The following is a 16,930-nucleotide window of genomic DNA, read 5'->3' as shown; positions in this document are numbered from 1 at the left end:
TGCCCCGTGATAGTGCCCAACGCCAGACCCCTACCCCCTCATCGCCCGCGCTCCCCTCGGATCAACATGGTGGCGACCATCACCCGTGAGGAGAGATCGAGCCTGAGCCGGTTCCTCTACCGCGTCAGCGACGACCCGGTCCGTTCAGCCGAGCACTGGCGCCAGGTCTACTTCACCCACCCGCCTGCCGAGTTCAGCGACGACACAACGACCAGCTGAGCGCCCAACCAGAGCACAGGAAGTCGGGACGGTCCGGCCGCGCTGTCGGAGACCGAGCGGCTGGTTCGGTAATGGCGGTGGAGTCGGCTGCTGGCAAGGGGCTTAAAACGGATGGAAGGGTGCCATGCAGGCTAAAAGGGTCTGTGACGCTATGAACCGCAACATACTGCATGCAAAAGACATCATGCTGTGCGGAACCTTCCATGAGTGCCCATGACGTCCAGGTGATGCGGCAGGCGGTGCTGCGATTCCTCGGCTCGCTCGACACCGAGCGGAGGGCCGCGGCGACGGCGGCGTTCGGCTCGCCCGAGCGCACCGAGTGGTCCTATCTCCCTGGTCCTCGTCCAGGGCTGCCGCTGGTCGCGATGACCTCCGGGCAGCAGGAGCCGGCGCTCGCCCTTCTCGACATCGGCTGCGGCGTGGCCGGTGCGCGCACGGCGAGAGGCGTCATCGAACTCGAGCGCGTCCGGCGCCGCCTGGTGTCCGGCGTCGACGAGATCGACGGCGACCGCTACTGGTTCCGGGTGTTCGGCGACCCGGGAGGAGCGGACCCGTGGGCGTGGCGGGTCAACGGCCACCACCTCGCGGTGCACATCACGGTCGTTGGCGACTCGATCGCCGTCACGCCGAGCTTCCTGGGTGCCGAGCCGGCCATGGTCCGAGCCGGCCATGGTCCTGTCCGGGCCGCAGAAGGGTCTGCGGCTGCTCGTCGACGAGGAGGAAATGGGCCGCGCTCTTCTCGCCGAACTCGCGCCACACCAGCGATCGATCGCGATCACCGGCGAGGTGGCCCCCGACGACGTCCTCACCCGCAACGACCCCGTGCCCGATCTCGACCGCATCCCCCGCGGGCTGTCCTACTCAGACATGTCGACGCCGTCCAAAGATCTGCTCGAACGGCTTGTCCGCCGCTACTTCGACCGCGCCCCCGGCTGGTACGGCGAGACCTGCTGGCGGGACGCGCTCAACGCCGGCCTCGACAAGGTGACGTTCGCCTGGATGGGATCCGACCAGCGAGGACAGGGCCACTACTACTGCGTCGCCGGGCCCACGTTCCTGCTGGAGTACGACAACACCCAGGACGACGCCAACCACATCCATTCCGTATGGCGCGACCTGCGTAACGACTGGGGCGGAGACCTGCTCGCGCGGCACTACGCCGACCACCACTGACCACTCGCGCCAAACCGGCGGCAATGACGCCCGGCAACAGCCACACGTCCCGGGGATACTCGCTGTCCCAGCCACCGCCGTCGACCAGATCGCCGACGACGAGCCGCTCATCACCGCGGGCATCCGTGCCGTCCTTTCGTCGGCAGGAGACATCGAGGTGGTGGCCAGCGCGGCGAACGGGAGCGAGGCCGTGGAGGCCGCCCGCCGGCACCACGTCGGCGTGGCACTGCTCGACATCGCGAGCCGGTGCTGGACGGCCTGGCCGCGGCGGAGCTGACGGGATCGCGGTTCAGCGTCTTGACATGCCGACGGCTGAGTGGATCAATTGCGGACTTGTGCGCATTCTTCTAGGAACACTCGTGGTCGCTACCATGGTCGCCGGGTGCTCGAGCGACCCCGTCGACGCGTCGCCGCCGGTCGCGCCCTCTTCGCCCACGGCCGCGAGCCCTAAGCCGCACGTGGAGACCGTAACCCCTTCGCCGACTCGTTCGCCGACCCCTTCGCCGCGAGCGACGCTGAGCCCGGTGCCGCTGACCGTCGAGCAGGCGGCCCGGCGCTATCTCGGCATCGTGCGGCCGTACAACATCGCGATCGAGCGCCTCGAGCAGGCGATCAACGGCGGCCAGCCGGTCGCGGCGCTACGCCGCCGAGCAGCGCAAGTCGCCACCGCGAACAGGACGCAGATCCGACACCTGACCGACACCGCCTGGCCCAAGGCGCTACGCGGGCCGGTGGCGCAGCTCAAGGACGAATCGCTCAAGGCGCAACGGCACTGGCTCCTGGCCGCGCGTGCCCGCGCCCGCAGCGCGCTTATCCAGGACGTGCTGAACGCCGCCCGCTACGACGGAAAACCGGCGGTGGGAAAGATCCGCAGCCTGCTCCACCTTGGGCGGTACGACGAGAACGACTACTCGTGATCGTCGAGTATTACCGCCACGGGTCCGTCGCCACCCGCTCAGCGCATCCGATGCGTGGGTCAAGCTGCTCAAGCCCGCCGATCGCCGCGGGTTGACTCCCTTGTTCTGGCAGCACGTCCAGCCCTACGGAGAGGTACGGCTGGACGTCGCCAAGCGTCTTGCCGCTCGGCGGCAGTGTAGGTAAGGCGCAGCCGGGCGGCGCGGAGTAGTTCACGATCGTGTCGTTGTCCGATGCGTCCGCGCGGGTGGTCAGTTGAAGTCGTCGTCGAAGGCGGCGCCGAGAGCGGCGGCGATCAGGCCGGGCAGGTCCGGGCGCCCGTCCTCTTGGGCCCAGCGCATCAGGGCGACGTGCATTGCGGCCAGGCAGGTGCTGGCCGCGACCCAGGTGCGGAACTCCAATTCGGGGTCCGGTGCGTCGCCGAGCAAGGCGTCGACGATGGCCTTCTGGGTGGCGAACTGGCTGTCCAGGTGGCGGGCGCGCAGGGCCGGCGTGTCGATCATCAACCGAAGGCGGGCGAGCAGCAGGTCCTTCTCGGGCGACGAGCGCGCTCCCGGCGCCTCGTCGGCGGGTCCGACGGCGGTACGGGTCGTTTCGACCAGGGTCCGGGTCGTTTCGACCAAGGTCCGCCCGATCCGGCGCACCAAGGGCTCGTCGGCCGGTCGGGCTGCGACCCGGGCCGCGATGAGGGGGTCGTACCGGTCGTAGAGCACCAGGTCTTCCTTGGTCGGGAAGTGCCGGTAGACGGTCATCGTCGAGACCCCGGATGCCCTTGCGACGTGGTCGACGGTGGTCGCGTCGTAGCCGTGCTCGATGAACAGCCGCATCGCGTGCGACTGGATCATGCGCTGGGTCTCCGTCCGCCGGCGTTCGCGCAGATTTGGCCTTTCGCCACTCATGTGCGATACAGTACCGTGCTGGTAGTTACTAACAGATCGAGAGTTACTAACATATCGAGGTGAGTGGAATGGGCAGACTGGCTGGCAGGACCGCCGTGGTGACCGGAGCCTCGCGCGGCATCGGGCGGGCCATCGCCCTGCGTCTCGCCGCTGACGGCGCGGACGTCGCCGTGCACTACGGCGGTAGCGAATCCGCGGCGAACGAGACGGTCGCCAGGATCGAGAAGGCCGGTGGGCACGCCTTCGCCGTCCGGGCCGAACTGGGAACGGCCGGGGACGTCGACACCCTGTTCACCGGCCTGGAGCGCGGGCTGGCCGGGCGACCGCTGGACATCCTGGTCAACAACGCCGCGGCCCTCCCGGCCGGCCCGATCGAGACGGACACGCCGGAGCAGTTCGACCATCTCTTCGCGGTGAACGTCAAGGCGCCGTTCTTCATCATCCAGCGGGCGCTCCCGCTGCTGCGCGACGGAGGCCGGATCATCACCCTGACCTCGGTCGCCACCCGGGTGGCCCTCCCCGGCCAGACCTCCTTCGCCATGGGCAAAGGCGCCCTCGAGACGATGACCCTGACCCTGGCCAGTGCGCTGGGTACCCGCGGGATCACGGTCAACGCCGTCGCCCCCGGCGCCACCAAAACCGACGTGAACGTGCCCGTCTTCGAGGCCCCGGGCATCGAGGAGTTCCTCACCGGCCAGACCGCCCTCAACCGCCTCGGCCGGGCCGAAGACGTCGCCGACGCCGTCGCCTTCCTCGCCTCCGACGACGGCCGCTGGATCACCGGCCAGGTCCTCGACGCCAGCGGCGGCCTCCACCTCGGCGTCCGGAGCTGACCCCACAGCCCCCGCCACTGCCCCGGCAGCCGCCGCCATCCGGCGGTACCTCTTGCTCACCGGGCACAGCGAACCCGAAGGCAGGCGTCACGGTCCCACCGCAACCCCCGCCATTTGACGGTTTCATCGCCGGCCCCGGGGACGACAAGGACAGTCCATTCGGCACCAAAGGCCAAGGCGGCACGAGTGGCTGGGCGACGGCAGAGAAGACGCCGGCGGCCGGGTCCCACACGCCGCGTCGAGCGCGGCGGCCAGGAGTCCACCGAACCGGGCGCGTGCCTGGTCCCGTTCGTACGGCGTCAGCCTGGCCTCAATGCTCACTGAGCCGTCCACCTGCAGGGCCGTCCAGCCCCGTGTCCGCGTTGGCCAGGTCGCGGCCGGTGGCCGCCGCCGGGTCGTCTGCGAGTTCTAGCAAACCGGTGGCGGCCGCGCGTCGTACGTCACGCATCTCACCGAGGACGGCCGGCCGAACTTCACGAGCCGGCTCGCGGCGGCGGAGCGGGCCGGCCAGACGGTGGGGGCTCGAACGGCCGCTGTCGCAGATTCGGTGCTGATGGCGAACATGTGGCAGCTGTCGAGACGCCCGTCCGGTTGTGCAGGGCTGGAGAGGTCAGGCAAGCAGGAAGCCGCCGTCGACGGGCAGCGTGGCGCCGGTGACGAAGCTGGCCTGGTCGGACAGGAGCCAGGCAGCAGCGGTGGCGATTTCCAGCGGCTGGCCGAGGCGGTTCATCGGGCTGAAGGAGTTGAACTTGGCGACGATCTCGGCGGGGGCGTGCTCCATGCCGCCCAGGAACATTTCGGTGGCCGTGGAACCCGGGGCGACGGCGTTGATGCGCAGGTTCTGCTGGCCGTATTCGAAGGCGGCGGCTTTGGTCAGGCCGATCACGCCGTGCTTGGCGGCGATGTAGGGGGCCAGGCCGTAGTTGCCGATCAGACCGCCGACGCTGCTGGTGTTGACGATCGCGCCGCCGCCGTCGGCCAGCATGGCTTTGATCTCTGCCTGCATCGCCAGGAAGACACCCTTGAGGTTGACGTCCAGCAGGTGGTCGTAGGTCTTCTCGGTGTACTCGTGGAACGGTTCTACGGCGCTGGCGCCGGCGTTGTTGAACGCCGCGTCCAGACGTCCGTACAGACTGCGCGCCTGCTGCACGGCGGCGTCGATCGTGGCGCGGTCGGTGACGTCGATGCGGATCGAATCGACCTCGTGCCCCTGACCGCGCAGCTCGTCGCGCAGGGCTTCGATCGCTGCCACGTTGCGTGCGCCGATGACAAGCCGGGCGCCCTGGGAGGCGAAGTGCCGGGCGGCGGCGGCGCCGATACCCTGGCTCGCGCCGATGACCAAGGTGGACTTGCCGTCCAGCAAACCGGTAACCGTGGTGGACATCAGAAGAGTGCCTCTCTTGGGGGAAGCGGCAAGGAGCGTTACTCGCACTCGCATCGAGTGGCTGCTCCCGCCGTGGTGCTTCCAGCGTGGATCAGCGCAAGGACGTCAGCCAGTGCACCCTGCGGCGGTAGGACTCGCAGTACCCACCCTCACCAGCCCATCCTGGGCGAGACTGAGAAGGTGACCAACGAACGCAACCCGCTCGGCGCCGCGCTACGCCGCTGGCGTGACCGACTCGCCCCGGCAGACGTCGGCCTGCCACGCACCGAGGGGCGCCGCGCCGCCGGCTTGCGTCGCGAAGAACTCGCCACATTGGCGGGCCTTTCCGTGGACTATCTCGTCCGCCTGGAGCAGGGCCGCGCCACCCGGCCCTCCGAACAGGTCGTGGAGGCGCTGGCCCGCGCCCTGCACCTGGAGGCGTCCGAACGGGATCACCTCTACCGCCTCGCGCATCTGCCGCCGCCCGCGTCCGGACGTGTCTCAACGCACATCCCGCCCAGCGTCCAACGCCTGCTCGCCGGACTCGGAGATCAGCCCCTGGCCGTCTTCGGAGCGGACTGGACCCTGCTGACGTGGACGCCTCTGTGGTCCGCGCTGGTGGGCGACCCCGCCCAGATCCCGAAGAGCCAGCGCAACCTGGTGCGCGACACCTTCCTCGCCCCGCCCACCCGCGGGCACTGGCCCGTGCGCTCCGAACGCGGTCAAGGCGCCATCGAGGCCGCCCTCGTCGCCGACCTGCGTACCGCAGAAGCCACCTGCCCCGACGACCCCGACCTGCACCAGCTCATCCGCGAATGCCGGAAACACAGCCCCCGCTTCGCACAGCTCTGGTCCCATGGAGCCGTGGGACAGCACCTCCACGACCACAAGACCATCACCCACCCCCTCGTCGGGGACGTCACCCTCGACTGCGACGTCCTCACCGTCCCCGGAGCAGACCTCAAGATCGTCGTGTACACAGCACCCGCCGGAACACCGCCCGCAGAGAAACTCGACTTCCTCCGCGTCACCGCCATACACACCCACGCCACCACAGACACGCTGTAGCCCGCTGAATCAGGATTTCGCCGGGCGCGTGCTGTCGCGGCCGGACCAGGCCATGGACCTGCTCAACAACCCCCTACTGCAGATCCATCCCGGCCGCGCGATGGTCTGCGTGTTCGATCCGGACAAGGCGCTGTGCCAACTCGCCCGGGTCGAAGGCGCCGATTGGCTGCGGCCATGAAGCGAGGGTGCCCAAGATCCGCTTGTTACGACGGAAATGAGCACCTTCGCGACCGCACAGCACGTGGAGATCGACTATCAGCCGATAGCCCCGCGCGCAGCAACGTCCCGTACGAGTACGTGCTGGACGCGATGTTCGACCATGCCGTGCGCTGGGCGCGGGAGGACCGGCGGCCGCCCGCCGCCCCCAAGCTGGAGATCACCGACATCACCACCAGCCCGGCCACCGTGGCCAGGGACGCCAACCAGATCGCCCGTGGCGGCATCCGGCTCGCGGCGGTCGATGTCCCGACGGAGCGCAACACCGGCTGGGCGGCCGCCTCAGCGTTCGATCATTCGCATCTGCTCTTCGTTGTGGTGCTCGCCGGCGGCCGGGGGCAGATTGTCGAGCTTGGCGATCTGCTCGGCGGTCAGCTCGATGCCGTCGGCGGCGATGTTCTCCTCCACGCGGGCGACCCGCTTGGTGCCGGGGATCGGGACGATGTGCTCGCCCTTGGCCAGCAGCCAGGCCAAAGCGATCTGTGCCGGGGTGGCGTTCGCCTCGGCGGCGATGGCCTGCACCTCGTCGGCGAGGGCCAGGTTGCGCTGGAAGTTCTCGCCGGTGAAGCGCGAGTTGGTCTTGCGCCAGTCGGTGTCGGCGAACTGCTCGGGAGAGCGGATCTGGCCGGTGAGGAAGCCGCGGCCCAGCGGCGAATACGGCACGAAGCCGATGCCCAGCTCGCGCAGCACCGGCAGCACCCGCTCCTCCACGTCCCGGGTCCACAGCGAGTACTCCGACTGCACCGCGGTGACCGGGTGCACGGCGTGGGCGCGGCGGATCGTCTCCGGCCCGGCCTCGGACAGGCCGATGTGGCGGATCTTGCCCTGCTGCACCAGCTCGGCCAGGGTGCCGACGGTGTCCTCGATGGGTGTGTTCGGGTCGACGCGGTGCTGGTAGTACAGGTCGATGTGGTCGGTGCCGAGCCGCTTGAGGGAGCCTTCGACGGCGGTGCGGATGTTGGCCGGGCTGCTGTCGAGATGTCCCGGACCGCCGCCGGCGTGCGAGATCATGCCGAACTTGGTGGCCAGCACGACTTCGTCCCGGCGGCCCTTCAGGGCGCGGCCGAGGAGTTCCTCGTTGGCGTACGGGCCGTAGATCTCGGCGGTGTCGAGGAAGGTGACGCCCAGTTCCAGCGCCCGGTGGATGGTGCGGATGGACTCGGCGTCGTCGGTGCCCGCGCCGGTGTAGCCGGAGGACATGCCCATCGTGCCGAGGCCGATACGGGAGACGTCCAGATCTCTCAGGGTGGTGTGCTTCATGATCACCTCTCGGGGACGAGTTTGATGGTGGCGGCGCGTGAATCGGGGTTGACGACGCCGCCGATGATGTTGGCGGCGTAGCGGCGGTACTTGGTGCGGTAGACCTCGTCGATCTGGTCGTGGACGGCGGAGCCGGCGGGATCGGCGTCGGCGAAGGTGACGTCCGCTTCGACGCCGCCGGCCGAGATGCGGCCTTGGTGGCGAGTCTGGGTGCCGCGGTACCAGGCGCCGGAGCGTCCGTTCATGGAGCGGACATAGAGGTCATCGCCGACGCGGACAACCCACATCGTCACCGGGCGGCGCAGTGTGCCGTCGTCGCGGCGGGAGGCGAGGTCGAGTTCTTCGGCGTCGCCGATCGCGGTGAGTTCGTCGCTGGTCCAGGTGGCCATCGCGGACGTCTCCTTCGGGTCAGGGCTGGATGAGGACTTTCAGCGCGGTGCGGTCGTTCATGGCGCGGTAGCCGTCGGGCACCTGCTCCAGGCCGATCGCCTGGTCGAACACCCGGCCCGGCTCGACCGTGCCGTCCAGCACGTCGGGCAGCAGTTCCTCGATGTAGGCGCGCACCGGAGCAGGGCCGCCGGTCAGCGTGATGTTGGGGCCGAACAGGCTGCCGAACCCGATCGGGGCGTCCTCGTACTGCGGCACGCCGACCCGGCTGATCACCCCGCCGGGGCGGACCACGCCGACCGCCGTCTCGTAGGCGTTCATGTAGCCGACTGCCTCCAGCACCGCGTGGACGCCCTCGCCGCCGGTCAGCTCGCGTACGTTCTCGATGCCTTCGGCGCCGCGCTCGGGCACCACGTCGGTCGCGCCGAAGTCGATGCCGAGCTTGGTGCGGTTATCGTGGCGGCCCATCAGGATGATCCGCTCGGCTCCGAGCCGCTTGGCCGACAGCACCGCCATCAGCCCGACCGCGCCGTCGCCGATGACCGCCACTGTCGTGCGCGGGCCGACCTGGGCCTGCTTGGCGGCGTGGTGGCCGGTGCCGTACACGTCGGCCAGGGTCAGCAGCGACGGCAGCAGCGGCGAGTCCTCGCCAACGGGCAGCTTGACCAGCGTGCCCTGCGCCTGCGGCACGCGGATTGCCTCGGCCTGGCCGCCGCACACGCCGCCGGCGGCCCAGAAGCCGCCGTTGTGGCAGGAGGTGTGCAGGCCCTCGCGGCAGAAGACGCAGGTGTTGTCCGAGTAGGCGAACGGCGCCACCACCACATCGCCGCGCTTGAGCCCGGACATCTCCTGCCCGAGGTCCTCGATCACGCCGAGGAACTCATGCCCCATCGGGGTGCCCTGCGCCGAAGCCGGCAGGGAGTGGTACGGGTGCAGGTCGCTGCCGCAGATGCACGAGCGCACGATGCGCACGATTGCGTCGGTGGGCTGCTGGATCGCCGGGTCGGGCGCGTTCTCCACGCGCACGTCCCCGGCACCGTACATGAAAGTAGCTCGCATCAGAGTTTTCCGTATCTCGTATTCGATCGTCGGACCTACCCGCGGCCGGTTGACCGGCACGCCTGGTCCAAGTCCGTTACAGGTAAATCCGGCCTGCCGCCGCAAGGGCTGGCACCGACCTGCTCGACCAGCCCGAGAAACTCGGGGCCGATCCGGCCGCCGTGAGGCTGGGCCGGTTTCGGGGTGTCCGGCCACAGGCCGCTGCCGCATCTGCGGGACCACGTCGGTCGGTTCGTACAGTTTCGGCTCCGGCACGGTCTCCACCCACACGTCACCGGCGCTGTAGATCAACGTTGCCCTCGTGCGCCCTTTCCGTGGTGAATGCCGAGGTTTTCTCTGGTCAACCTCCATCAAACGCGCGCGCTCGGCCACGCGGCAGGGCCTGCTGTTACAGGTAATGACAGAACCCCCCAGCGGGGTTTACGGGGCCCCTTGCGCTGCCCGTGCCTGGGCCGGCAGGGGTATGGACGCGGTGCGGGGTGCGTCCTCGACGCGATGGACAGTGCGGGGCATGGTTTCGCGCCGCGGGTCGCGCACTTTGGGATGTAGAGCCAGGATGTCGGTGGCGCGGGTCAGGTCTGGTCCGGGGCCGCCGGCCGCGCCTCGGCGAGGTCCTGAGTGGCCGCCCAACTGGCGAGCATCTTGAGTCCGTCGGCGGTGGGGCTGTTGGGGGCGGCGGTGTAGACGTTGAGGGTCAGGCCGGGTTCGGAGGGCAGCTCCATCGATTCGAAGTTCAGGTCGAGCTGGCCGACAACCGGGTGGCGCAGCCGTTTCTGACCGCTGCGGTGGAACTGCACGTCGTGGGAGGCCCAGCGCTGCCGGAAGACCTCGCTCTGCGTCGAGAGCTCCCCGACCAGTTCGATCAGCGCCCGGTCGTGCGGGTTGCGGCCCGCTTCGAGCCGGAGCATGGCGGCGGCGTCGTTGGCGATCCGGTCCCAGTCGACGAAGAACTCGCGCGCGGCCGGGTCGAGGTAGAGGAACCGGGTGGTGTTCGCCGGTCGGCGGGGGTCGGCGAGGACGGGGGCGTAGAGGGCGCGGGCGAGGCGGTTCATGGCGACGATGTCGTGGCGGCCGTTGCGCACCCAGGCCGGTGCGTCGGTGATGGCATCGAGTACCTGCTGGATCGCGGGCCGCACACTGGTCGGCGGCGTGCGGCGGCCGCGAGGGCCGGGGCCGGCGGCCCGGGCCAGGGAGAACAGGTGGTCACGCTCGGCCTCGTCCAACTGCAGAGCGCGGGCCAGGGCGTCCAGCACGCTGTCGGAGGCACCGGAGAGGATCCCCCGCTCCATGCGGACGTAGTAGTCGATGGAGACGCCGGCGAGCATCGCGACCTCCTCCCGTCGCAGTCCCTTGACACGGCGGTTGCCGCCGTAGGCGGGTAGTCCTGCCTGCTCAGGCGTGATGCGCGCCCGCCGCGAGCTGAGAAACTCACGGACCTCGGCGCGGTGGTCGATCTGGCCCATAACCCCAGGATAAGCAAGGTGGCGGGAGCAAAGGAGGTAACGCCAGTACCCCGAACAAGGGGCACTCCCTCGGCCGCCCGGATTCGTCGTTGACTGGGAGCATCCGACCCGCAACGAACACCGCCGAGGAGGTAGCAGCGTGAACACCACCGGCTGGACCACCAACGAACTCCACCGGATCGGCGGCGCGACCGAACTGCGGGTCGCGTCGTACCGGCCGCACGGCACCCTGCGGCCGTATGTCACCATCTGGACCGTCGCCACCGACGACGCGATCTATGTCCGGTCCGCGTACGGCCCGGACGACCCGTGGTTCCGGCGGGCGCTTGCCGGCGGCCGCGCCGCATCCGGGCCGGCGGGGTCGAACGCGACGTCGAGTTCATCCACCTGGACCCGGCACATGTGAACGTCGACGCCACCTACCACACGAAACACGACCGGTACGGCCCGGCCATCGTCGGCTCCGTCACCGACGACCGCGCCACACTTCGGCTGGCCCCGCGGTGACCGACCGTCTGAATCGACGCAGGTTCCTGCGTGCAAGCGCCCTGACCGCAATGGCAGTCACGGGAAGTACCTGGTTGTTGGGCTGCAGCACCGAGACCCCGAAGGGTACCGACGACGTCCTGCCGGTCGTCACCTACGCCGTGAGCGGGCTGGGCACCGCAGTCGAGGAGTACGCGGCGGCCTGCCCCGGCGCCACCGTCGGGGACGGGCTCGCCGTGCGCGGCGAAGAGGTCCACCAGGCGAGCGCCGTCGTCCTGTCATGACTGCGGCGCGTCGGCCTGCGCTGACCACCCCCGCACAAGTGCCCTAGAGGAGGTGCAGGTCGCGTGCGGCCTGGATTGCGGCTTTGCGGTCGCCGACACCGAGTTTTCGGTAGATCGCGCGGCAATGTGTCTTCACGGTGTTGAGCGTCACATACAGCTCCGACGCGATGTCGCGTTGCGACATATTCGCGGGCAGGTACCGCAAGACGGCCATCTCCCGCTCAGTCAGTTGCTCGACGAGCACGGCGACTCGACTGCCCCTCACCTCAGCGATGCCATGGCGAGATTCGGTGCGAGTCAAGTATCGACCGGCAACGCCAGGGTCAGGGCACCTAGCGAGGACGGACCGGGCTTCTGCAAGGAGCGGCTCTCCGGCGGAATCACCCAAGCCGATGAGCGTGTCGCCACAGGCCGTCAGGACGAAACCAAGAGCAAGATCGGTGGACGCCCGTCTGGCCAAGTTCAGAGCGTGCACCGCGTCCGCGTGAGCGCGAGCGGGGTCACCGCCGGTTCGTGCTCGAATCGCATACGCAGGTGCGACACCGTGGTAGGCGGCCAGCCCGAACCTTTGTGCAGTGTCTACTGCTGTGGACGCAGCGGTCTGAGCGCTCGCTGCGGAGTCGTCATCGAACTCCACAATGGCCTGGTACACGAGGGCCAAGACGTGTGCTGTTCGGAACCGTTCGGCAGCGGCTTTCTCTGCCGCGAACCGGAGGGCCCGCCTGGCTTCGTCGGTCTGCCCCGCCCAGGCGTAGGCCGCGCCAGTAGCGGTCGCGAGATCGCACGAGTATGACATCAGTTGATCGGTCGCGGTCACCTGTCGAGCGGTGTCGAGCGCAGTGGCGACGTCACCTCGGGCGAGCGAGATGTTCATGCGCAGGGAGATCGCCGGGGTCTGGTCGAAGCCCTCCGGCGCCACATCGAGCATGATGTCGAGCCAACCCTCCGAATGCGAATAACGACCGCCGATGTATTCGCACCAGCCATACAGCAGAGCGCACCACGTCACGGTTTTCGCCACGTCGCCAAGTTGTTCGAGGAAACCCCGGAGGGTTTCGGTCTGGCCACTGGCGAGCAGCCGCGGTCCGTGGACGAGCAGAAGTTGGGCCGCTTTGTGGACGTCACCGCCGGCAAGCCGATGGACGATTGCTTGGCCATGGTCGCCCTGGGATTCAAACCACGCCGCGGCGCGTGCGTGGAGGTCGGGTATCCGCTCCGGGAACGCTTGGTGTGCTTCGAGCCGAAGCAGATCGCGAAGCAGGTGGTGGTAGCGAAACCAGGTGCGGGTGCGATCGAGACCGATCAGGAGTTGGTTCACGCTTGCGGTGTCGCTCAACCACTTCGCGCCGCCGGCTGCGCCGGTGACGGAATCGACAAGGGCGCCATTGAGCTGTTCGAGGATCGATGTCTCCAGGAGGCGTTGGCGATCGTCCACATCGACCGCGGCGAGGAACTCGTCGCGGAGATACTCGACAACAAGTTGATCGTCGCCCCGGAACGCTTCGATGAACTCGCTGGGGTCGGTAGCCCGTTCAAGAGAGAGACCCGCGAGCACGAGTCCGGCAGCCCAGCCTTCGGTGCGGCCACAGAGCTGATCGAGAAGAGCTCGGTCGAGCGATTGCACCGCAGAACCGAGCAGACCGGAGGCCTCGTCGGTATCGAAACGTAAATCGGCACCTCGAATCTCCGCGATCTGATCGCGTACTCGTAACCGACCGAGCCGGAAGGGCGGATCGATCCGGGTGGAAAGCACGATGGTGACCTGGTGCGGGCAGAGATCGATGAGGCGTTCCATGCCCCGCTGCACGCTGCCGTTGTCGATCAGGTGGTAGTCGTCGATGACGACCACGAGCGGGCCGGCGACTTCGGCGAGCTCGTTCACAAGAGCGGATACAACGACGAGGTCGTCGCCATTCGAGCCGACCACGACCGACTTCAAGTCGCTTGCGGCGATCGGGTGAGCTTGCCCGATGGCTTCGACCAGGTAGGACCAGAACCGGGCCGGATCCGAATCGCTCTCCTCTGCCTGCAGCCACGCGACAGCTTCGGGCCGGCTGGCCAACCACGACGCTAGCAGGGTTGACTTGCCTGAGCCGGCCGGAGCGCTCACCAAGACCAAGCGGGCGTGGCTGTCGATGCCGGAGTCGAGGATGTCGTCGAGTCGGGACCGGCGAACAAGCTGACCGGGCGGCACGGGTGGACGCAGCTTCGTAGCCGCCAGGCTCATCCCCCACACCGCGGTCACCTTCAAGACCCTACAGCCCGGATCTCACCCGGGTGAGATGGCGAATCGTGTGAGGCCGCGTCATGCCCCTCGTCGTGATGATCGAGCCATGTCCCAGCCAACCACCTACGAGATCGTGATCCGAGGCCGAGCCAGCGCTCGGCTCCTGCGGCCGCTCCTCGACGACTTCACCATCGACCATGCGAGCGACGGCGTCACCCGCCTGGTCGGCAACATCGGTGACGCCTCTCACATGCACGGAGTCTTGGCCCATCTGACGTCGGTCAACATCGAAGTGATCTCCATCGCGCCCCTCGACAGCGCCCCGTAGAGCGAACCTCGAACCGACTCGTCCATGCGACCACCTCACCCACACAACACGCTCGGAGTCCGCCCGTGATCACGGTTTCAGGTATCACCAGCGGGCGGGCGGGGCCGGACTCGGCGGCGCAGCTGGCCAGGACGGCGCGCGTGAAGAGCACCATCATCCGAAGGGAAAGCAGTCATGGGATCTCAACAGCAGCACGCTGCGACAGGCGGCGACGGCAACAGCAGGGCGACGGCGGGAAGCACGATGCAGGCCATCGTGCAGGACACCTACGGCTCAGCCGACGTCTTGCGCCTCGCGCGGATCACCCGACCGGAGGTCGCCGACAACGGGGTGCTCCTACGAGTGCACGCGGCAGGGCTCGATCGGGGCACGTGGCATGTGATGACGGGCCGGCCGTACCTGCTCCGCCTCGCCTTCGGAATCCGCGGACCGAAGAACCCGGTGCCCGGGCGAGATGTCGCCGGCACGGTCGTTGCGGTCGGTTCGGCGGTGACCAGGTTCTCCCCCGGTGACCAGGTGTTCGGGATCGGCCAAGGCTCGTTCGCCGAGTACACCGTGGCCCGGGAGGACAAGCTGGCCCGCAAACCGGTGAACGCCACCTTCGAGCAGGCCGCGGTGGTTCCGGTCTCGGCGGTCACCGCCTTGCGGGGTGTATGCGATGCCGGCGGTGTCCAGCAGGGACAGAAGGTGTTGATCACCGGTGCGTCGGGCGGCGTCGGCAGCTACGCCGTGCAACTGGCCAAGGCCTTCGGGGCGGAGGTCACCGGCGTGTGCAGCACCACGAAACTCGACATGGTGCGATCCCTCGGTGCCGACCAGGTCATCGATTACACCCGCGACGACTTCGCCGACGGTACCCACCGCTACGACCTGATCGTCGACATCGCAGGGAACCCCGCCCTGTCACGGCTCCGCCGCGCGCTCACGCCCACCGGGACGGCCGTCCTCGTCGGCGGTGAGGAGGGCGAAGACTTGACGGGAGGCATGGGCCGGCAGCTACGGGCCCTGGTCCTGTCACGGTTCGTGGGCCAGCGGCTGACTGGTTTCGTCCCCAAGGAGCGCTCCAGCGACCTCGAACGGCTCACCGAGCTCATCGAGGCGGGCAAGGTGACGCCGAGTATCGACAGAACCTACTCGCTGGATCGAGTGCCGGAGGCCATGCGCTACCTCGTTGCCGGGAAGGCGCGAGGGAAGGTCGTCATCACAGTCTGAGCGAACCTCGCCGGTCCCCACATACGTCGCGGTCCACGAAGTCACGATCGTCACCGGGGTCACCAAACTGGTCGCCGTCGAAGGATCGTTGCGCGGGTGAACTTCTCATCAAGCAAAAACTTAGAAAGGACAGTCCAGCCATGACAACCCGAAAGATCGCGGTCGCGGTGGGAGCCTTGTTCATCGTGCAGATGGTGTCGGCCATGATCGGCACTACGCTCACCCAGGCATTCATCGACGGTAACTCCGACAAAACGGCGCTGACGGCCGGCGTAGCGCTCATGATGTGCTCGGCCCTGGCCGTGGTAGGAATCGGCCTCCTCATGTACCAAGTCCTCAAGGGCTTCAACCAAAAGCTGGCCCTCTGGTACCCGGTAATGAGGGTCGTCGAGTTCGCGGTCTCCGCCACCTGCGGCATCTACCTGTTGACCCAGCTGCAAGCCGTCCCCAATACGATGTTGTGGATATACATTCCCACAGCCATCGGCGGACTGGTGTTCACCTACCTGCTGTTCGTGTCAAGAATAGTTCCTCAGCCCATCGCGGTCCTCGGACTCATCGGCTACGCTCTGCTTCTGCTGGGAGTGGCGCTGGACCTCCTCGGTGTCCTGGACATGGACATGGGACTGGGCATGATCTTGCTGGCTCCGGGCGGGTTGTTCGAAGTCCTGGTCCTGCCCATCTGGTTATTCGCCAACGGCTTCAAACTGCCTCAGCCGGCGCGGGTTAGCGCGGCGTAGCCAACCGGCACGTGTTAGCTAAGGCCTCCGGCGGATTCACCTGCCGGGGCCTTTTCTTTTTATCTATAAAAATGAAAAGCCCCGAGTCAGCCAACCGGACGCCGGGGCTTTCTCAAGCGCTTGGAGACGATCTCAGCGCGCGTTTCCGGCCGTGGGCACTCTTATAGACGGAGCCCGCCTCCGTCATCGAGATCGGCCAACACCGCAGGCAAACCCACACTCAGCATTCTCCGCCGGACGTGCCCCAACAGTCTGGCCATGAAGAACCCGCCGATGCCGGTGAAGCCGGTGTGTTCGAAGACGAAGCGCGTACCACCGGCGTGCGATTCGAGTCGGTAGACGACCTCCGTGACGTCGCCGCCTTCGTCACCGGTCCACGAATAGCGAAGCAGCGACGGCTCGTTCACCTCGAGCACCTCGCAGTCGACGACGCCTCTCCAGCCGGGCTTCGGCTTCGCAACGAACTGGAACTTCGCGCCTGCGGCCGCTCTGAATCCATCGGCCCGGCCGCCGGCGCCGGTAGCGGTCCACAGCGGGATGAGTGCCGGATCGGTGACGGCTCGCCAGACGGTCAGTGGGGAATACGGATAGTCGTGGATGATGCGGATGGCGCTCACTCGGGGCTCCTCACGCTGTGGGAATGTCAGGTGATTCGATGCTCATGCCGCTGGATGTCAACGGCCAAGTGCGTGTCGCCGCTGGTGGCCATGTAGAAGTCCCCGCCTCTTCGTAGTTGACTACTTCTTGATCAGGCGTGCTGGTGTCCTGGTTCGTGCCTGTTTCATCCGGAAGGACTCG

At 67.9% G+C, this 16,930-nt stretch carries 20 protein-coding genes and 2 pseudogenes; 13 read left to right on the top strand and 9 right to left on the bottom strand.

Translation table 11 applies throughout. From position 1 onward, the window contains the following. Positions 1-66: 66 nt before the first annotated feature. The 4 genes and pseudogenes from ACFLIM_RS46180 (at position 67) to ACFLIM_RS46165 (ending at position 2,309) form a co-directional block, all read left to right on the top strand. A complete protein-coding gene (locus tag ACFLIM_RS46180) occupies positions 67-219 on the top strand; it encodes a hypothetical protein (RefSeq protein ID WP_393176489.1) in 153 nt (50 codons plus the stop codon). Positions 220-389: 170 nt separating this feature from the next. Continuing rightward, positions 390-827 (top strand): annotated as a pseudogene (locus ACFLIM_RS46175) (DUF3500 domain-containing protein); the annotation flags it as partial. Between the two features lie 61 nt (positions 828-888). Next, on the top strand, positions 889-1,392 hold the full coding sequence (locus ACFLIM_RS46170) for a DUF3500 domain-containing protein (protein ID WP_393176487.1): 504 nt from the start codon (positions 889-891) through the stop codon (positions 1,390-1,392). A gap of 524 nt (positions 1,393-1,916) precedes the next feature. Then, positions 1,917-2,309 (top strand): hypothetical protein, encoded by a 393-nt coding sequence (locus tag ACFLIM_RS46165; RefSeq protein ID WP_393176485.1) that lies wholly within the window; start codon positions 1,917-1,919, stop codon positions 2,307-2,309. Between the two features lie 249 nt (positions 2,310-2,558). Here the strand turns inward: ACFLIM_RS46165 and ACFLIM_RS46160 are convergent, their stop codons facing one another. Beyond that, complete coding sequence (locus ACFLIM_RS46160; protein WP_393176483.1) at positions 2,559-3,206, bottom strand: TetR/AcrR family transcriptional regulator; 648 nt, start codon at positions 3,204-3,206, stop codon at positions 2,559-2,561. A 68-nt stretch (positions 3,207-3,274) separates the two neighbouring features. Here ACFLIM_RS46160 and ACFLIM_RS46155 point away from each other — a divergent pair, with 68 nt between their 5' ends. Then, positions 3,275-4,039: an SDR family oxidoreductase gene (locus ACFLIM_RS46155; protein ID WP_393176481.1), complete on the top strand. Its 765-nt coding sequence runs from the start codon at positions 3,275-3,277 to the stop codon at positions 4,037-4,039. A gap of 310 nt (positions 4,040-4,349) precedes the next feature. On the opposite strand, the gene ACFLIM_RS46150 is transcribed toward ACFLIM_RS46155, so the two are convergent. Both ACFLIM_RS46150 and ACFLIM_RS46145 read right to left on the bottom strand, forming a co-directional pair. After that, a complete protein-coding gene (locus tag ACFLIM_RS46150; RefSeq protein ID WP_393176479.1) occupies positions 4,350-4,487 on the bottom strand; it encodes a hypothetical protein in 138 nt (45 codons plus the stop codon). A 162-nt stretch (positions 4,488-4,649) separates the two neighbouring features. Next, entirely contained in the window at positions 4,650-5,423 is a 774-nt protein-coding gene (locus tag ACFLIM_RS46145) for an SDR family NAD(P)-dependent oxidoreductase (RefSeq protein ID WP_393176477.1), read from the bottom strand. Positions 5,424-5,603: 180 nt separating this feature from the next. Between ACFLIM_RS46145 and ACFLIM_RS46140 the strand changes: the two genes are divergently transcribed. From ACFLIM_RS46140 to ACFLIM_RS46130, 3 genes and pseudogenes are all read left to right on the top strand, one after another. After that, positions 5,604-6,470 carry a helix-turn-helix transcriptional regulator gene (locus ACFLIM_RS46140; protein ID WP_393176475.1) on the top strand — a complete coding sequence of 289 codons (867 nt, stop codon included), beginning with the start codon at positions 5,604-5,606 and terminating at the stop codon, positions 6,468-6,470. 52 nt (positions 6,471-6,522) lie between these two features. After that, positions 6,523-6,648 carry a hypothetical protein gene (locus tag ACFLIM_RS46135; RefSeq protein ID WP_393176473.1) on the top strand — a complete coding sequence of 42 codons (126 nt, stop codon included), beginning with the start codon at positions 6,523-6,525 and terminating at the stop codon, positions 6,646-6,648. Then, a pseudogene (locus tag ACFLIM_RS46130) lies at positions 6,645-6,956 on the top strand (alpha/beta hydrolase domain-containing protein); the annotation flags it as partial. The gene ACFLIM_RS46135 and the pseudogene ACFLIM_RS46130, both read left to right, overlap by 4 nt. Positions 6,957-6,968: 12 nt before the next feature. Here ACFLIM_RS46130 and ACFLIM_RS46125 read toward each other — a convergent pair. From ACFLIM_RS46125 to ACFLIM_RS46110, 4 genes are all read right to left on the bottom strand, one after another. Continuing rightward, positions 6,969-7,946: an aldo/keto reductase gene (locus ACFLIM_RS46125; RefSeq protein ID WP_393176471.1), complete on the bottom strand. Its 978-nt coding sequence runs from the start codon at positions 7,944-7,946 to the stop codon at positions 6,969-6,971. Positions 7,947-7,948: 2 nt separating this feature from the next. Further along, on the bottom strand, positions 7,949-8,335 hold the full coding sequence (locus ACFLIM_RS46120) for a DUF2255 family protein (protein WP_393176469.1): 387 nt from the start codon (positions 8,333-8,335) through the stop codon (positions 7,949-7,951). Between the two features lie 19 nt (positions 8,336-8,354). Beyond that, on the bottom strand, positions 8,355-9,392 hold the full coding sequence (locus ACFLIM_RS46115) for a zinc-binding dehydrogenase (protein ID WP_393176467.1): 1,038 nt from the start codon (positions 9,390-9,392) through the stop codon (positions 8,355-8,357). 572 nt (positions 9,393-9,964) lie between these two features. Continuing rightward, on the bottom strand, positions 9,965-10,846 hold the full coding sequence (locus tag ACFLIM_RS46110; protein ID WP_393176541.1) for a helix-turn-helix transcriptional regulator: 882 nt from the start codon (positions 10,844-10,846) through the stop codon (positions 9,965-9,967). Between the two features lie 148 nt (positions 10,847-10,994). Here ACFLIM_RS46110 and ACFLIM_RS46105 point away from each other — a divergent pair, with 148 nt between their 5' ends. Both ACFLIM_RS46105 and ACFLIM_RS46100 read left to right on the top strand, forming a co-directional pair. After that, entirely contained in the window at positions 10,995-11,261 is a 267-nt protein-coding gene (locus ACFLIM_RS46105) for a DUF2255 family protein (protein ID WP_393176465.1), read from the top strand. Between the two features lie 151 nt (positions 11,262-11,412). Further along, complete coding sequence (locus ACFLIM_RS46100; RefSeq protein WP_393176463.1) at positions 11,413-11,625, top strand: hypothetical protein; 213 nt, start codon at positions 11,413-11,415, stop codon at positions 11,623-11,625. Between the two features lie 43 nt (positions 11,626-11,668). Here the strand turns inward: ACFLIM_RS46100 and ACFLIM_RS46095 are convergent, their stop codons facing one another. Further along, a complete protein-coding gene (locus ACFLIM_RS46095) occupies positions 11,669-13,870 on the bottom strand; it encodes a helix-turn-helix transcriptional regulator (protein ID WP_393176462.1) in 2,202 nt (733 codons plus the stop codon). Positions 13,871-13,958: 88 nt separating this feature from the next. Between ACFLIM_RS46095 and ACFLIM_RS46090 the strand changes: the two genes are divergently transcribed. From ACFLIM_RS46090 to ACFLIM_RS46080, 3 genes are all read left to right on the top strand, one after another. Further along, on the top strand, positions 13,959-14,180 hold the full coding sequence (locus ACFLIM_RS46090) for a hypothetical protein (RefSeq protein WP_393176460.1): 222 nt from the start codon (positions 13,959-13,961) through the stop codon (positions 14,178-14,180). A 174-nt stretch (positions 14,181-14,354) separates the two neighbouring features. Continuing rightward, on the top strand, positions 14,355-15,392 hold the full coding sequence (locus ACFLIM_RS46085; RefSeq protein ID WP_393176458.1) for an NAD(P)-dependent alcohol dehydrogenase: 1,038 nt from the start codon (positions 14,355-14,357) through the stop codon (positions 15,390-15,392). A 140-nt stretch (positions 15,393-15,532) separates the two neighbouring features. Continuing rightward, the gene (locus ACFLIM_RS46080; protein WP_393176456.1) at positions 15,533-16,132 is read left to right on the top strand and encodes a DUF4386 family protein; all 600 of its coding nucleotides are present in this window, start codon (positions 15,533-15,535) and stop codon (positions 16,130-16,132) included. 161 nt (positions 16,133-16,293) lie between these two features. Here the strand turns inward: ACFLIM_RS46080 and ACFLIM_RS46075 are convergent, their stop codons facing one another. Beyond that, entirely contained in the window at positions 16,294-16,749 is a 456-nt protein-coding gene (locus ACFLIM_RS46075) for an SRPBCC family protein (protein ID WP_393176454.1), read from the bottom strand. Positions 16,750-16,930: the final 181 nt, after the last annotated feature.

Origin of the sequence: Nonomuraea marmarensis, assembly GCF_043197025.1 — a bacterium.
In the GTDB taxonomy this organism is placed as follows: domain Bacteria; phylum Actinomycetota; class Actinomycetes; order Streptosporangiales; family Streptosporangiaceae; genus Nonomuraea; species Nonomuraea marmarensis.
Note: the sequence above shows the minus strand (reverse complement) of the source record. Positions and strands in the feature narration are given on the sequence as shown.

Excerpts from the sequence above, each read along its gene's own strand:
- ACFLIM_RS46125 (WP_393176471.1), bottom strand. The coding sequence starts at position 7,946 with ATGAAGCACACCACCCTGAGAGATCTGGACGTCTCCCGTATCGGCCTC.
- ACFLIM_RS46135 (WP_393176473.1), top strand. The coding sequence starts at position 6,523 with ATGGACCTGCTCAACAACCCCCTACTGCAGATCCATCCCGGCCGCGCG.
- ACFLIM_RS46150 (WP_393176479.1), bottom strand. The coding sequence starts at position 4,487 with ATGCGTGACGTACGACGCGCGGCCGCCACCGGTTTGCTAGAACTCGCA.
- ACFLIM_RS46100 (WP_393176463.1), top strand. The coding sequence starts at position 11,413 with ATGGCAGTCACGGGAAGTACCTGGTTGTTGGGCTGCAGCACCGAGACC.
- ACFLIM_RS46160 (WP_393176483.1), bottom strand. The coding sequence starts at position 3,206 with ATGAGTGGCGAAAGGCCAAATCTGCGCGAACGCCGGCGGACGGAGACC.
- ACFLIM_RS46155 (WP_393176481.1), top strand. The coding sequence starts at position 3,275 with ATGGGCAGACTGGCTGGCAGGACCGCCGTGGTGACCGGAGCCTCGCGC.
- ACFLIM_RS46145 (WP_393176477.1), bottom strand. The coding sequence starts at position 5,423 with ATGTCCACCACGGTTACCGGTTTGCTGGACGGCAAGTCCACCTTGGTC.
- ACFLIM_RS46080 (WP_393176456.1), top strand. The coding sequence starts at position 15,533 with ATGACAACCCGAAAGATCGCGGTCGCGGTGGGAGCCTTGTTCATCGTG.
- ACFLIM_RS46085 (WP_393176458.1), top strand. The coding sequence starts at position 14,355 with ATGGGATCTCAACAGCAGCACGCTGCGACAGGCGGCGACGGCAACAGC.
- ACFLIM_RS46180 (WP_393176489.1), top strand. The coding sequence starts at position 67 with ATGGTGGCGACCATCACCCGTGAGGAGAGATCGAGCCTGAGCCGGTTC.
- ACFLIM_RS46170 (WP_393176487.1), top strand. The coding sequence starts at position 889 with ATGGTCCTGTCCGGGCCGCAGAAGGGTCTGCGGCTGCTCGTCGACGAG.
- ACFLIM_RS46115 (WP_393176467.1), bottom strand. The coding sequence starts at position 9,392 with ATGCGAGCTACTTTCATGTACGGTGCCGGGGACGTGCGCGTGGAGAAC.
- ACFLIM_RS46120 (WP_393176469.1), bottom strand. The coding sequence starts at position 8,335 with ATGGCCACCTGGACCAGCGACGAACTCACCGCGATCGGCGACGCCGAA.
- ACFLIM_RS46090 (WP_393176460.1), top strand. The coding sequence starts at position 13,959 with ATGTCCCAGCCAACCACCTACGAGATCGTGATCCGAGGCCGAGCCAGC.